This window comes from Clostridioides sp. ES-S-0006-03, from assembly GCF_020662275.1.
In the GTDB taxonomy this organism is placed as follows: domain Bacteria; phylum Bacillota; class Clostridia; order Peptostreptococcales; family Peptostreptococcaceae; genus Clostridioides.
This window is the reverse complement of record NZ_JADGMM010000013.1, coordinates 37439-50698: the sequence shown is the minus strand read 5'-3', so window position 1 is coordinate 50698 and position 13260 is coordinate 37439. Positions and strand designations below refer to the sequence as shown.

General features: G+C 30.1%; 18 protein-coding genes. All 18 read left to right on the top strand.

All coding sequences use genetic code 11. From position 1 onward, the window contains the following. The 18 genes from rho to IR151_RS15600 all read left to right on the top strand — a co-directional run bounded on the left by rho (window position 1) and on the right by IR151_RS15600 (window position 13256). A complete protein-coding gene (rho, locus tag IR151_RS15685) occupies window positions 1-1620 on the top strand; it encodes a transcription termination factor Rho (protein ID WP_227436272.1) in 1620 nt (539 codons plus the stop codon). Between the two features lie 151 nt (window positions 1621-1771). Next, window positions 1772-1972, top strand: coding sequence for a 50S ribosomal protein L31 (gene rpmE / locus IR151_RS15680; RefSeq protein WP_003421397.1), 201 nt, complete (start codon window positions 1772-1774; stop codon window positions 1970-1972). A 144-nt stretch (window positions 1973-2116) separates the two neighbouring features. Continuing rightward, window positions 2117-3010, top strand: coding sequence for a DUF1385 domain-containing protein (locus IR151_RS15675; RefSeq protein WP_227436270.1), 894 nt, complete (start codon window positions 2117-2119; stop codon window positions 3008-3010). A 17-nt stretch (window positions 3011-3027) separates the two neighbouring features. Then, window positions 3028-3879, top strand: coding sequence for a peptide chain release factor N(5)-glutamine methyltransferase (gene prmC, locus IR151_RS15670; protein ID WP_227436268.1), 852 nt, complete (start codon window positions 3028-3030; stop codon window positions 3877-3879). 43 nt (window positions 3880-3922) lie between these two features. Beyond that, window positions 3923-4987 carry a peptide chain release factor 1 gene (gene prfA / locus IR151_RS15665; protein ID WP_227436258.1) on the top strand — a complete coding sequence of 355 codons (1065 nt, stop codon included), beginning with the start codon at window positions 3923-3925 and terminating at the stop codon, window positions 4985-4987. 128 nt (window positions 4988-5115) lie between these two features. Beyond that, a complete protein-coding gene (locus IR151_RS15660; RefSeq protein WP_227436256.1) occupies window positions 5116-5796 on the top strand; it encodes a ZIP family metal transporter in 681 nt (226 codons plus the stop codon). Window positions 5797-5824: 28 nt separating this feature from the next. Then, a complete protein-coding gene (locus IR151_RS15655; protein WP_227436254.1) occupies window positions 5825-6865 on the top strand; it encodes an L-threonylcarbamoyladenylate synthase in 1041 nt (346 codons plus the stop codon). A 16-nt stretch (window positions 6866-6881) separates the two neighbouring features. After that, window positions 6882-7331 (top strand): low molecular weight protein arginine phosphatase, encoded by a 450-nt coding sequence (locus IR151_RS15650; RefSeq protein WP_227436252.1) that lies wholly within the window; start codon window positions 6882-6884, stop codon window positions 7329-7331. Between the two features lie 16 nt (window positions 7332-7347). After that, window positions 7348-7800: a ribose 5-phosphate isomerase B gene (gene rpiB / locus IR151_RS15645; RefSeq protein ID WP_227436250.1), complete on the top strand. Its 453-nt coding sequence runs from the start codon at window positions 7348-7350 to the stop codon at window positions 7798-7800. A gap of 35 nt (window positions 7801-7835) precedes the next feature. Then, window positions 7836-8465, top strand: coding sequence for a uracil phosphoribosyltransferase (gene upp / locus IR151_RS15640; RefSeq protein WP_227436248.1), 630 nt, complete (start codon window positions 7836-7838; stop codon window positions 8463-8465). A 291-nt stretch (window positions 8466-8756) separates the two neighbouring features. Continuing rightward, window positions 8757-9572, top strand: a complete 816-nt coding sequence (gene yqeB, locus IR151_RS15635) for a selenium-dependent molybdenum cofactor biosynthesis protein YqeB (RefSeq protein ID WP_227436246.1) — start codon at window positions 8757-8759, stop codon at window positions 9570-9572. A gap of 227 nt (window positions 9573-9799) precedes the next feature. Beyond that, complete coding sequence (locus tag IR151_RS15630) at window positions 9800-10237, top strand: deoxycytidylate deaminase (RefSeq protein WP_227436245.1); 438 nt, start codon at window positions 9800-9802, stop codon at window positions 10235-10237. Between the two features lie 199 nt (window positions 10238-10436). After that, window positions 10437-10664: an AtpZ/AtpI family protein gene (locus tag IR151_RS15625; protein ID WP_227436243.1), complete on the top strand. Its 228-nt coding sequence runs from the start codon at window positions 10437-10439 to the stop codon at window positions 10662-10664. A 4-nt stretch (window positions 10665-10668) separates the two neighbouring features. Then, complete coding sequence (locus tag IR151_RS15620; RefSeq protein ID WP_227436241.1) at window positions 10669-11055, top strand: ATP synthase subunit I; 387 nt, start codon at window positions 10669-10671, stop codon at window positions 11053-11055. Window positions 11056-11057: 2 nt separating this feature from the next. Beyond that, window positions 11058-11762 (top strand): F0F1 ATP synthase subunit A, encoded by a 705-nt coding sequence (locus IR151_RS15615; protein ID WP_227436239.1) that lies wholly within the window; start codon window positions 11058-11060, stop codon window positions 11760-11762. 70 nt (window positions 11763-11832) lie between these two features. Next, complete coding sequence (atpE, locus tag IR151_RS15610; protein WP_021386434.1) at window positions 11833-12093, top strand: ATP synthase F0 subunit C; 261 nt, start codon at window positions 11833-11835, stop codon at window positions 12091-12093. A 123-nt stretch (window positions 12094-12216) separates the two neighbouring features. Beyond that, window positions 12217-12714 (top strand): F0F1 ATP synthase subunit B, encoded by a 498-nt coding sequence (gene atpF, locus IR151_RS15605; RefSeq protein WP_227436237.1) that lies wholly within the window; start codon window positions 12217-12219, stop codon window positions 12712-12714. Further along, a complete protein-coding gene (locus IR151_RS15600; protein ID WP_227436235.1) occupies window positions 12711-13256 on the top strand; it encodes a F0F1 ATP synthase subunit delta in 546 nt (181 codons plus the stop codon). The genes atpF and IR151_RS15600 overlap by 4 nt, the downstream gene beginning before the upstream one ends. Window positions 13257-13260: the final 4 nt, after the last annotated feature.

Genomic DNA, 13260 nt, shown 5'->3' with positions numbered 1-13260 from the left:
ATGAGGAGGATTTTTTTGATTTTAGATGATAAAGTATTAGAAGGATTGGGTAGTAAAACATTAGTTGAACTACGAGAAATAGCAAAAGAATTAAAAATAAAATCAATTACTACATATAAGAAAAATGAGCTAATTGAGATTATAAATTCTAAGAGCAAGAACGAAGTAAAAACAAGTGATATTAAAGTGAGTGAAGAAATTAAAGATAAAAATGAAAATATAAAAGAAGACATAAAAAATAGAAAAGAAAATATAGAGAGCGAAAGCATAGAAAAAGAAGTTGAATATAAGAGCCCTGCCAAATCATATAACAAAAAAGATATGGATAATCAAAATATTTCCCAAAGCCAAGATAACAGAAACCAAAAAAATGATTATAATAAGACATCAAATACAAATGATTACAATAAGGCGTCAAATACATGTAATAGAATGGTCAGAAATAATAATAAAAACTATTATATGCCTAAACAAGTTGATGAATCTAAGATAGTAGATGAATTTAACACATCAAAGGAAGATGAAGTGGTCGGTGTACTTGAGATTTTACCAGATGGATTTGGTTTTTTAAGAGGCTCAAATTATTTATCTACCGAAGGCGATGTATATGTTTCGCCATCTCAAATAAGAAGATTTAATATGAAAACAGGAGATAAGATTAAGGGTATAACTAGACATCCAAAAAGTGGAGAAAAGTTTAGAGCACTTTTATATGTTCAAAAGATAAATGATGAAAATCCTGATACAGCTATACAAAGAAATGCATTTGAGACATTGACACCAATCTTTCCAGAAGAACGACTTACACTGGAAACAAATAGAAATGAGATAGCCACAAGAATTATAGATTTAATTTCTCCTATAGGTAAAGGACAAAGAGGATTGATAGTCGCACCTCCAAAAGCTGGGAAAACAGTTCTTTTAAAAAGTGTCGCAAACAGTATAGCTAAAAACCATCCAAATGTTGAACTTATAGTACTTCTTATAGATGAAAGACCAGAGGAAGTTACTGATATGAAGGAATCTATTGAAGGAGATGTTATATATTCTACTTTTGACCAAGTATCAAGTCATCATGTTAAGGTTGCAGAAATGGTATTAAATAGAGCTCAAAGACTAGTTGAACACGGTAAAGATGTAGTAATATTACTAGACAGTATAACTAGACTTGCAAGAGCATATAACCTTACAATATCTCCTACAGGTAGAACTTTATCTGGAGGTATTGACCCTGGGGCACTTCATGGACCTAAAAAATTCTTTGGAGCTGCTAGAAATATAAGACAAGGTGGTTCCCTGACAATACTAGGAACAGCATTAGTTGAAACTGGTTCTAGAATGGATGATGTAATTTTCGAGGAATTTAAAGGTACAGGAAATATGGAATTACATTTAGATAGAAAATTAGCTGAAAAAAGGATATTCCCTGCAATTGATATTTATAAGTCTGGGACAAGAAGAGATGACCTATTGCTTGATGATGAAGAAAAAACAGCTCTTTGGAGATTAAGAAGAGAAATGAGTAATAATTCAGTGATGGAAATCACAGATAAAGTCATTGAACTTATAAAAAGAACCAAAGACAATAAAGAATTTGTAAAATCGATAAAGAGTTTGTAAAATCAAGGAATAATTGTAAAAATAGATTATATAAAGTAATAGAAAAATCACTTGAATGGCATAATAAGTTGTGCTATAATAATGTAGTTGATAATGTAAAAAGAAAGTTAATATAATTAATTTTTTTAAATAAAGAGAAGAGGTGACTATAATGCAAAAGGAAATACAACCAAAATATAATCCAGTTGAAGTGCGTTGTGCTTGTGGGAACACATTTGTTGCTGGTTCAACTAAGGACGAAATAAAAGTTGAAATATGTTCAGAGTGCCATCCATTCTATACAGGAAAACAAAAGAACATAGAAAAAGGTGGAAGAATCGACAAATTCAAAAAAAGATTCAAAATGGACTAATTTTTATAAAAGTGGAGTTGGAGGAAGCCAACTCCTATTTTATTACAAAAAAAGGTTCATATTCTACTTTAAATTGTCTTTTTGTATTATAATAATAAATATGTTAAATTAAGTATTTAAAATGCAATTGAATGAGGTGAGTGGATGGGAAAGCAATCTGTAGGTGGTCAAGCTGTTATTGAAGGCGTAATGATGCAATCAAAAGATAAAAGAGCTGTAGCTGTTAGAAAAAGTGACGGAGAAATAGCCTTAAAAGAAGATAGAATAAAAAGTTGGGTAAGAGATAAGAATATAGACAAGATACCTTTTATTAGAGGTTCTTTTGTTATGATAGATACAATGATTCAAGGAATAAAGAGCTTGAACTTTTCTTCAGAGTTTTTTATGGAAGAAGCTGAAGAGGACAAATTTGACTTATTTATGAAGAAGATTTTTAAAGATAAGGCAAATGATATACTTATAGTATTTTCCTTGGTTATAGCGATGATACTTTCTGCTGGTTTATTTATTTTTATACCTACACTAGTAGGAGGGGCTTTTTCTAAGGTAATACCTAGTGATTTTATGCTCAATTTAATAGAAGGCATCATAAGGATAGTTATATTATTTGCATATATAGTATTGATTTCTAGAAGTAAGGATATAGAAAGAGTATTTCAATATCATGGCGCAGAGCATAAATCAATATATTGTTATGAAAATAATTTGGAACTTACAGTAGAAAACGCTAGAAAATTTAAAAGACTTCACCCTAGATGTGGTACAAATTTTTTGTTTATAGTTATGGCTGTATCAATAATACTATTTGCATTTTTTGGTTGGCCAAATCCAATACTTAGGATATTTATGAGAATCATATGCGTTCCTATAGTAGCAGGATTATCTTATGAAGTAATTAGAATTCTTGGAAAATACGACAATGGATTTACTAAGATTATTGCATATCCAGGTATGATGTTGCAATACTTTACGACTAAAGAGCCTGATGATGAGCAGTTAGAAGTAGCTTTAGAAGCATTAAAGGCAGTAGTAGATTAAAGAAAAGGGTATTTATTATGACGATAAAAGATATAATTATTAAATATTCAGAGGAATTTAAAGGTATAAGTGATACTCCAAGACTAGATACAGAATTATTGTTACAAAAAGCATTAGGTGACGTTGATAGATTGTATATTCACTTAAATCTAAGTAAAGAATTAACTGAAGAACAGAAAACAGAATTTATAGGTTTTGCAGAAGAAAGAATAAATGGAAGACCAATAGCATATATAGTTGAAAATAGGGAGTTTATGGGACTAGATTTCTTTGTTAAGGAAGGGGTATTAATCCCAAGACCAGATACAGAAACTTTGGTAGAAGAAATAATTGAAATATGTAAAGGTAGAAAGAATGTAAGCATACTAGATATAGGTACTGGTTCAGGTGCGATTACAGTTAGCTTAGCAAAATATATTGAAAATTCTAAATTGATGTCTTTTGATATATCAGAAACAGCCTTAGAAATAGGAAAGAAAAATGCTATTATAAATGAAGTTGATGAAAAAATAGAGTACATTAAATCAGATTTATTTACAGTATTGAATAATAGTGATATAAAATTTGATATTATAGTTTCAAATCCACCATATATAAAAAAACAAGACATAGAAACACTACACACACAAGTTAAAGATTATGAGCCATATAATGCACTTGAGGGTGGAGAAGATGGATTGGATTTTTATAGAAAAATAACAGAGCAAGGTAAGAAATATTTAAATCAATGTGGAATATTAGCATATGAAGTTGGTCACAATCAAGCTGAAGATGTAATTAATATTATGAAAAGTAATGGATATAAAAAAATATATACAAAGAAGGATATACAAGGCATTGATAGAGTTGTTATAGGATACAATATATGATATAATCAACAATTGATATGTTACATTTAATCGAGGTGAAAGTATGTTAAAAAAATTAGAGGTATTGGAAGATACATATAAAGACTTAAGTGAAAAAATAGGTGATCCTGATGTAATAAATGATCAAAAAGTTTGGCAAAAGTATATAAAAGAACATGCTGACTTAGAGCCTATTGTTATGAAATACAGAGAGTACAAAAGCGTTTTAGATAGCATAAAGGAATCAAAAGAAATTTTACAAGAAGAGTCAGACGAAGAGTTAAGAGAATTAGCTAAAATGGAACTATCTGAAATGGAAGAAAAAGTAGCTCCAATAGAAGAAGAAATAAAAATACTACTATTACCTAAAGACCCTAATGATGACAAGAACGTTATAGTTGAAATTAGAGGTGGAGCTGGAGGAGATGAAGCAGCTCTATTTGCAGGTGATTTATTTAGAATGTATTCGAGATATGCTGAGAGAAGAAGATGGAAAATAGAATTATTAAGTGCTAGTGATACTGGAGTGGGTGGATATAAAGAAGTATCTTTTATGATAAAAGGTAAAGGAGCTTACTCAAGATTAAAGTATGAATCTGGAGTTCATAGAGTTCAAAGGATACCATCAACTGAATCTGGTGGAAGAATACACACATCAACTTCTACTGTTGCAGTATTACCAGAGGTTGAAGATGTAGAAGTTGACATAAATCCAAATGATTTAAGAATAGACGTTTTCCGTTCTTCAGGTAATGGAGGGCAAAGTGTCAATACTACTGACTCTGCTGTTAGGGTAACACACATACCTACAGGTGAAGTAGTATCTTGTCAAGATGGAAAATCACAATTAAAAAATAAAGAGCAAGCTTTAAAAATATTAAAAGCGAGACTTTACGATAAAGCATTGGCAGAACAACACAAAGATATAGCAGCAGAAAGAAAAAGCCAAGTCGGAACTGGTGACAGATCAGAAAGAATAAGAACATATAATTTCCCTCAAGGTAGAATAAGTGACCATAGAATAAATTTAACTTTATATAAGCTAGATGCATTCTTAGATGGGGATATAGATGAAATGATAGACGCTTTAATTACTGTTGACCAAACAGAAAAAATGACTGCAATATAAGGAATGTTTTAAAAGAGCTGTTTCTTTCTAGAAATTATTTTCTATTTTGAAACAGCTATTTTGCATTTTAGGTCATGTTATCATATTCTACTGTATATAATTGTTATATACAAGTACAGGAGGGTTATATGATACTAAAAGTAACAATAATTGGACTTTTGGCAGGTGTTATAGGGACAGGATTAGGAGGAGTTATATCAGCTATCTTTAAAAGAGAAGTTGATAAATACCTAAATTTCTTTATGGGATTGTCTGGCGGAATAATGTTGGCTGTAGTAGTATTTGATTTGATGAAAGAATCCATGGATAAAATGGGAGTAATCAATACAGTTATATTTACATTTGTTGGAGCTCTCATAACTATGTACATAAAAACAAGATTGGATGTATCTGGAAGTATGGCATCTGGATATCTTATATTCATAAGTATATTACTACATAATTTACCAGAAGGACTGGCTATTGGTTCTTCTTTTATGTCAACAGAAAGCTTAGGTATCACTCTTGCTATAGTAATAGGTCTACATAACATACCAGAAGGATTAGCTATGGCATTGGGTCTGATATGTAATAAAATGAGGATGAGTAAAGTTATTTTATTTACAATAATAGCTGGATTGCCTATGGGTCTAGGAAGTTTTTTAGGTGTTTATTTTGGAGGAGTGTTTACTTCTCTTATAGGTGTATTTCTTGCTACAGCAGGAGGTACAATGATGTATGTTGTATTGGAAGAAATTTTTCCGCATTCAAAAAGTGTGTATTGTATAGTTGGTTTTTTGTTAGGTACAATAATTGTAAACTATATCTAAAATTAAAATGAAAGCAGGCATACGAAAGATGAAGACTATTATAAGTAATATTGATATAAATAATATTGATTATGAGGAAATAAAAATACAAGCAAAACTTCTTAGAGAAGGTAAGACGGTTATTTTTCCAACTGAGACAGTATATGGATTAGGTGCAAATGCATTAGATGAAAATGCAGTAAAGAAGATTTATGAAGCTAAAGGTAGACCTAGTGATAATCCACTTATAGTCCATATTTATGAAAAAGAAGAAGTTTATGATTTAGCTAAAGATATAAGTGATAAAGCTAAACTTGTTATGGAAAAACTTTGGCCAGGGCCTATAACTATAATACTAAATAAAAAAGATATAATTCCATATAGAACTAGTGGAGGACTTGATACAGTTGCAATAAGAATGCCTTCTCATATTATTGCCAGGGCAATAATAAAAGAAGCAGGCATACCTATTGCAGCTCCTTCTGCAAATATATCAGGGAGACCATCCCCAACAAAAGCGAAACATGTATATGAAGAAATGAATGGAAGAGTTGATGGAATAGTTTTAGGAGGAGATAGTAACTTTGGACTAGAATCAACTGTATTAGACCTTACAGAAGAGATTCCTATGATATTAAGACCTGGAAGTATAACTAAAGAAGTCTTAGAAGAAATTCTTGGTGAAGTAAGGCTTGATCCATCATTAAGTAAAAAAGAAGATAATCAAAAAGCCAAGGCTCCAGGAATGAAATATAAACATTATTCACCAAATGCAGACGTATATATTATATCTGGCAAAAGAGAGAATGTAGCAACAAAGATTAATGATATGATAAAATCTAATAAAGAAAAAGGTCTAAAAACAGGTGTAATGTGCATTAGTAGAAATAAAGAGTTTTATAATGGAGAAGTAATAGATTTGGGGAGTACTCTTGAGGAAGTAGCAAGTAATTTGTTTGATGCTCTCATAGAAATGGATAAAAAAGGTATGGATGTTATATATTCTGAGGAATTTCCTAAGAGCGGTGTCGGACAAGCAATTATGAATAGATTACTTAAGTCAGCAGGATATAAAGTAATAAAAGCTTAAAAAGGAGTTGTGAAATATGAATATACTTATTGTATGTACAGGAAATACTTGTAGAAGTCCTATGGCTGAAGTTATATTAAAGAAAGCTATTGAGGAGTCTGGAAAAAATATTGAAGAATATTGCATATCCTCAGCGGGTATATCTACAGCAAATGGTATGGATGCTTCTAATAATTCTATAGAAGCTTTAAAAGAGCTTGGAATAGATTTATCAAATCATAAAAGTAGAGTAATTACTAAGGATTTATTAGATAAATCAGATATCATACTAACAATGACTAAATCTCATAAAGAAATTTTAGTCCAAGCAGTTCCAAAATGCAAAGAAAAAGTGTATACTTTTAAAGGGTTCGCAAATCAGGATGAGTCAGATATATCTGACCCATTTGGTGGAAGCTTGGATACTTATAGAGATACTATGAAAGAAATAATATATTCTGTCAACCAAATAGTAAAAAATATATAAAACGGAGGATAAAGAAATGAAAATAGGATTAGGCTGTGACCATGGAGGATATAATTTAAAAAAAGAAATAATAAACTATTTAGAAGGAAAAGGGATTGAATGTGTAGATTATGGAACTAAGAATGCTACAGATTCTGTTGATTATCCTGCGTATGGAGAAATAGTTGCAAATGCAGTTATAGATAAAGATGTAGATTATGGAATATTATGCTGTGGTACAGGGATAGGAATATCTTTAGCTGCCAATAAAGTTCCTGGAATAAGATGTGCAGTTGTATCAGATGTATTTTCTGCAAAAATGTCAAAAGCACACAATGATGCAAATATGTTGTCATTAGGTGAAAGAGTTTTAGGTAAAGGTTTAGCACTTGAAATAGTTGAGGCTTGGATTAGTACAGATTTTGAAGGTGATAGACATGCTAGAAGAGTAAATATGATTAAATCAATAGAAGAAAAACACAATAAATAATAAAAATTACAGTTTTATCAGGAGGAATTATCAAAATGAGCAAAGTGGTAGAGACAAACCATCCATTAATACAACATAAACTAACTTTAATGAGAGATAAAAATACTGGTTCTAAAGATTTCAGAGAACTTTTAACTGAAATTGCAATGCTAATGGGATACGAAATAACAAAAGATATACCATTAAAAGATGTAGAAATAGAGACTCCTATTCAAAAAACATCATCTAAAGTTGTTGCAGGTAAAAAACTAGCTATAATTCCAATTTTAAGAGCAGGGCTTGGAATGGTAGATGGTTTAGTAAGTTTAATGCCTGCAGCAAAAGTTGGTCATGTAGGATTATATAGAGACCCAGAAACATTAAAACCAGTTGAATATTATTGTAAACTTCCTCAAGACATAGGAGAAAGAGATATAATAGTAGTTGACCCTATGCTTGCTACAGGAGGTTCTGCTGTTGCAGCAATAGATTTACTTAAATCTAAAGGAGCTAAAAGTATAAAATTAGCTAATTTAGTAGCTGCACCTGAAGGAATACAAGAAGTACAAAAATATCATGATGATGTTGATATATATGTTGCATCAATTGATGAGAAATTAAATGAACATGGATATATAATTCCTGGTCTTGGTGATGCAGGAGACAGATTATTTGGAACTAAATAAAAATTAATAACTATAAATATTTATTGGGAACTTTCTTATATAGTAAAAATTATTTAATATAAGGAGGTTCCTTTTTATATGTATTTTCTCATAATAAGAATTCTTGAATTGATAAATTTCTCGAATTGAGAATAAAAAGCTTTTACCAATTAATAAAGAATGGCTATTTTACTTGAGTTTACAAATTATGAGCAATTTTAAATATGGCATGTTAGTTGCTTACGATTAAATTGATATATATTAATTGAGTTTAAATTAAAATATTAATGATATTATTGGGAGTGATAATACATGAAAAAATGTATAGTAGTAAGAGGAGCTGGAGATTTAGCAACAGCAGTTATACATAAGTTACACAATAGTGGTTTTAAAGTGGTTGCATTAGAAATAGAAGAGCCTTTAGCAATAAGAAGACAGGTCTCTTTTTGTGAGGCTGTATATGAAAAGGAAGTTACTATTGAAGGTATAAAGTGTAAACTTTGTAAAAATAAAGACGAAATCGAAAAAACGTTATCTCAAGATAAAGTAGCACTTATTGTAGACCCAAAAGGAGAAAAACTATCTGAGATAAATCCAGTTGTTTTGATTGATGGAATATTAGCCAAAAAAAATTTGGGTACAACTAAGGATATGGCTCCACTTACAATAGCTTTAGGACCTGGATTTTGTGCAGGAGAAGATGTTGATGTGGTCATAGAGACAATGAGAGGTCATAATCTAGGAAGAATAATAACCAGTGGTAGAGCTGAAAAAAATACAGGAATACCAGGTGCAATAAAAGGGATTTCTAAAGAAAGAGTAATACACTCAGAACATAGCGGAATAATGGAAAATGTATGTAAGATAGGCGATATAGTTGAAAAGGGTGATTTACTTTGTTATATTAATGATTATGGACAAAAATATGAAGTTAGAGCAACAATATCTGGAGTTCTTAGAGGATTACTAAAAGAGGGAGCAAAAGTAAATAAAAATTTAAAAATATTAGACATAGACCCTAGAAAAGAGGAAGTTAAGAATGCTTTTACCATATCAGATAAAGCTAGATGTATAGCTGGAGGGGTTTTAGAAGCCATATTAAAAAATGGAATCTATCCAATAAATTAATTTATGATAAATAAGACTATTAATATTTCATTAAGGTGATATAATAAATTTAATAGATTAAGAAGAGCATATAAAGGGTATTTAAAATTTAAATGGTAAAAATGCTCTTTTTTTATTGGACATTCAATTGACATGTGTATATAATATAAAAATAAGTATTTATTTAGGAAGAAATCTAATAAATATATATGAGACCAGTACATAAACAAAGAGGAGAAAAGTAAATTATGAGACCATCATGGGATGAATACTTTATGGAAATTGCAGAAGTGGTAAAAAAGCGTTCAACTTGTATTAGGAGACAAGTAGGAGCTGTTATTGTAAGAGATAAACAAATTCTAACAACTGGATATAATGGTTCCCCAAGAAATCTTGAACATTGTGAAAATATTGGGTGCAAAAGACAGGAACTAAATATTCCTTCAGGAGAAAGACATGAACTGTGTAGGGCATTGCATGCTGAGCAAAATGCTATAATACAGGCTGCCCATAATGGTATTAGTGTAGCTGGAGCAACTTTATATGTTACTACAAGACCTTGTGTTTTGTGTGCAAAAATGTGCATAAATGCAGGGATATTGAAAATTGTTTATGAAGGCGATTATCCAGATGATATGTCTACAGAATTGTTAGAAGAAGCAGGAATAGAACTTATAAAATTCTAGTAGATAAATTTTTAGTGAATAATTTTAGAATGACAATAAACGATAAAATTTGACACTGAAATACATGCTCATGAAATGATTAAAAGAAAGTGTTTGAAAAATAATCAGATTAGTAGTAAGATATATTTTATAATTAAATAAATTTATGATATAGATTAATTACATGTTATTTATTTTGTAATAATGAGGGATACTATTTATGAGTAAAAAAAATACACATATGGAAATTGCAAAGCTGTTTAGTTTAATAAGTCAAATAGGATTGATGATTGTAATATCAATATTAGGATGTACTTTCTTAGGAAAATTTTTAGATAGTAAATTAAATACAAGTCCAGTTCTAACAATAATATTTTTACTGTTAGGGGTTGGAGGTGCTTTTAGTGGTGTTTATAAAACTCTGATAGTATATACACGAAGGAAGTGATATATTGGATATAAAATTACTTAACCAAGTAAGGTCAGTAACAAAGGGTATAGTAATATTTGATGTAATTTTAATTGTGCTAATGTTGATAACATCAACATTAAGTAAGCCAGTATTTTTAGGACTTATATTTGGCTCTATAATAGCTATGTTAAATTTTAGATTATTAGCAATCTCACTAGAAAAAACAGTGTCATTGCCAGCTGGAAAAGCACAAGCTTATGCATCAGCACAATATACCATTAGGCTATTTATAATGGCAGTTGTTCTATTTGCTTCAGCTAAGGTTCCACATTTAAATATAATCGGAACAGCACTAGGATTATTGAGTACAAAGTTTGTCATATTATCAAAAAACTTTATAAATAAATTAAAGAGGAAGGAGGCGTAAGTATGAGTCAAGCGCATTATTATCTCATAGGAAACTTTAAAATTAGTGAAACAATACTAGTGAGTTGGGGAATAATGGCCTTTTTAGCGATAGCATCTTATTTTTTAACTAGAAATTTGAAAAAAGTTCCAACCAGTAAAGTTCAAATATTTTTGGAATTTGCAATAGGTGGTCTTGCTAAAATGGTTACAAATGTTATGGGTAAAAACACAGTAAAAAGAATGCCATATATGATACCATACATAGGAAGTTTGTTTTTATTTTTCGCGTGCTCAAATTTAAGCCCATTACTTGGATTAAGATCACCAACAACCGACCTAGATACAACTGCTGCATGGGCAATGATTACATTTTTTATGATTTATTTTGCAGGAGTTAAATTTAAAGGAGTATCATACTTTAAAGAATTGGCTCAACCACTTGCCATAATGTTACCAATTAACATTATAGGTGAGTTAGCTAGACCAATATCATTAAGTTTCCGTCCATTTGGAAATATCTTAGGTGGAACAATTATAATGGGTCTATTTTATCAACTTTTAGGTTTTATATCTAGTCTAATACCAGGATTATCAATACCAATTGGACAGATACTAATACCAGTACCATTACACTTGTACTTCGATTTATTTGCAGGATTGTTACAAGCATATATATTTATAATGTTAACAATGGTGTTTATATCAAGTGCAGGGGAATTAGATTAAGAAATCAACTTATATTAAGATAAAAAATAAAAAACAATTTAAATTTTTAAATTTTAAGGAGGAAATAATTATGGAAACAGCAATAGTAGCGGCAGCATCAGCAATAGGAGCAGGAATAGCAGTTGCAACAGGTATAGGTGCAGGAATTGGTCAAGGTGTAGCAGCAGGTAAGGCAGCAGAAGCAGTAGGAAATCAACCAGAAGCTAAAGGTGATATAACTTCAACTTTATTACTAGGTGTTGCTATAGCAGAGTCTTCAGCAATATATGGCTTGGTTGTATCAATAATACTTCTATTCGTAAATCCATTCTTCAAATACTTAGGAATGTAGATTTAGTCCTTAAATATTTTGAGATAGGTTTTATAGATAAATCATCTCAAACTTATAATCATGAGATGAATTTTATCATCTCGTGATTATAAGTAGTTATGATTTATGGAAAGGAGGATAATTATGGAGAAAGCACTAGTAGGTATAACATGGGAATTTGTATTCCAAATTGTTAATACTTTTATAATATTTTTACTTCTAAGAAAGCTTTTATTTAAGCCAGTTTTAAATATAATCCAATCAAGAGAAAATGATATTAAAAATGACTTAGCAGAAGGCGAAAAAGCAAAAAACGAAGGATTGGCACTAAAAAAAGAATATGAGTCAAAAATCAATTTTGCTAAAGACGAAGGTCAAGAAATCATAAAACAAGCAACTATAAGAGCAGAGAAAAAATCAGATGACATAATAAGTACTGCAAAACAAGATGCTCTTAATATAAAAGATAAAGCAAGCAAAGATATAGAACAAGAAAAACAAAAGGTTATGAATGAAATTAAGAGTGATATATCAAATATAGCACTACTTGCAGCATCTAAAGTTATTGAAAAAGATTTAGATAAATCTAAACATGAAGAATTGATAGAAAACTTTATAAAAGAGGTAGGGGAGGCTAAATGATAAATGTAGTAGCAAATAGATATGCCGAAGCCCTGTTTCAATTAGGAGAAGAAGAAAATTCAACTGATATATTATTTAAAGAATTAGAAAAAGTAGTAGATATGATGACTAAAGTTAGCAAAGATTTCTACAAAGTTTTAAAATCACCATTAGTTTCAAAATCAGAAAAGAAAAACTTGGTAGAAATCATTTTTGATAAGGAAGTAAGCTCTAACATAAAAAATTTCTTAAAAGTTTTGGTAGATAAAGATAGAATAGCGTTTTTGGAAGACATAGAGTTAGCTTATAAAGACTTATTAAATAAGAAAAATAATATAATTGATGGTGTCGCAATAAGTGCGATTCCAATGAGTGAAACAGATATTAAAGAACTTGAAGTTAAACTTTCAAACAAATACAACAAAAATGTTACTATAGAAAATGTAGTTGACAAGACTATACTAGGGGGAGTTCTAGTTAGACTTGGAAATGAGCAGATAGATGGCACTGTAAAAACTCGTCTAGATAAGATGAAAGAAAAGCTATCTGAAGTAATATCTTAAGAAT

What these genes read in the sequence shown, in the direction of transcription:
- upp (WP_227436248.1), top strand. Translation starts at nt 7,836, where the DNA reads ATGAGCAAAGTGGTAGAGACAAACCATCCATTAATACAACATAAACTA.
- prmC (WP_227436268.1), top strand. Translation starts at nt 3,028, where the DNA reads ATGACGATAAAAGATATAATTATTAAATATTCAGAGGAATTTAAAGGT.
- yqeB (WP_227436246.1), top strand. Translation starts at nt 8,757, where the DNA reads ATGAAAAAATGTATAGTAGTAAGAGGAGCTGGAGATTTAGCAACAGCA.
- prfA (WP_227436258.1), top strand. Translation starts at nt 3,923, where the DNA reads ATGTTAAAAAAATTAGAGGTATTGGAAGATACATATAAAGACTTAAGT.
- IR151_RS15625 (WP_227436243.1), top strand. Translation starts at nt 10,437, where the DNA reads ATGAGTAAAAAAAATACACATATGGAAATTGCAAAGCTGTTTAGTTTA.
- atpE (WP_021386434.1), top strand. Translation starts at nt 11,833, where the DNA reads ATGGAAACAGCAATAGTAGCGGCAGCATCAGCAATAGGAGCAGGAATA.
- IR151_RS15615 (WP_227436239.1), top strand. Translation starts at nt 11,058, where the DNA reads ATGAGTCAAGCGCATTATTATCTCATAGGAAACTTTAAAATTAGTGAA.
- IR151_RS15600 (WP_227436235.1), top strand. Translation starts at nt 12,711, where the DNA reads ATGATAAATGTAGTAGCAAATAGATATGCCGAAGCCCTGTTTCAATTA.
- IR151_RS15630 (WP_227436245.1), top strand. Translation starts at nt 9,800, where the DNA reads ATGAGACCATCATGGGATGAATACTTTATGGAAATTGCAGAAGTGGTA.
- IR151_RS15650 (WP_227436252.1), top strand. Translation starts at nt 6,882, where the DNA reads ATGAATATACTTATTGTATGTACAGGAAATACTTGTAGAAGTCCTATG.
- atpF (WP_227436237.1), top strand. Translation starts at nt 12,217, where the DNA reads ATGGAGAAAGCACTAGTAGGTATAACATGGGAATTTGTATTCCAAATT.
- rho (WP_227436272.1), top strand. Translation starts at nt 1, where the DNA reads ATGAGGAGGATTTTTTTGATTTTAGATGATAAAGTATTAGAAGGATTG.
- IR151_RS15655 (WP_227436254.1), top strand. Translation starts at nt 5,825, where the DNA reads ATGAAGACTATTATAAGTAATATTGATATAAATAATATTGATTATGAG.
- IR151_RS15675 (WP_227436270.1), top strand. Translation starts at nt 2,117, where the DNA reads ATGGGAAAGCAATCTGTAGGTGGTCAAGCTGTTATTGAAGGCGTAATG.
- IR151_RS15660 (WP_227436256.1), top strand. Translation starts at nt 5,116, where the DNA reads ATGATACTAAAAGTAACAATAATTGGACTTTTGGCAGGTGTTATAGGG.
- rpmE (WP_003421397.1), top strand. Translation starts at nt 1,772, where the DNA reads ATGCAAAAGGAAATACAACCAAAATATAATCCAGTTGAAGTGCGTTGT.
- rpiB (WP_227436250.1), top strand. Translation starts at nt 7,348, where the DNA reads ATGAAAATAGGATTAGGCTGTGACCATGGAGGATATAATTTAAAAAAA.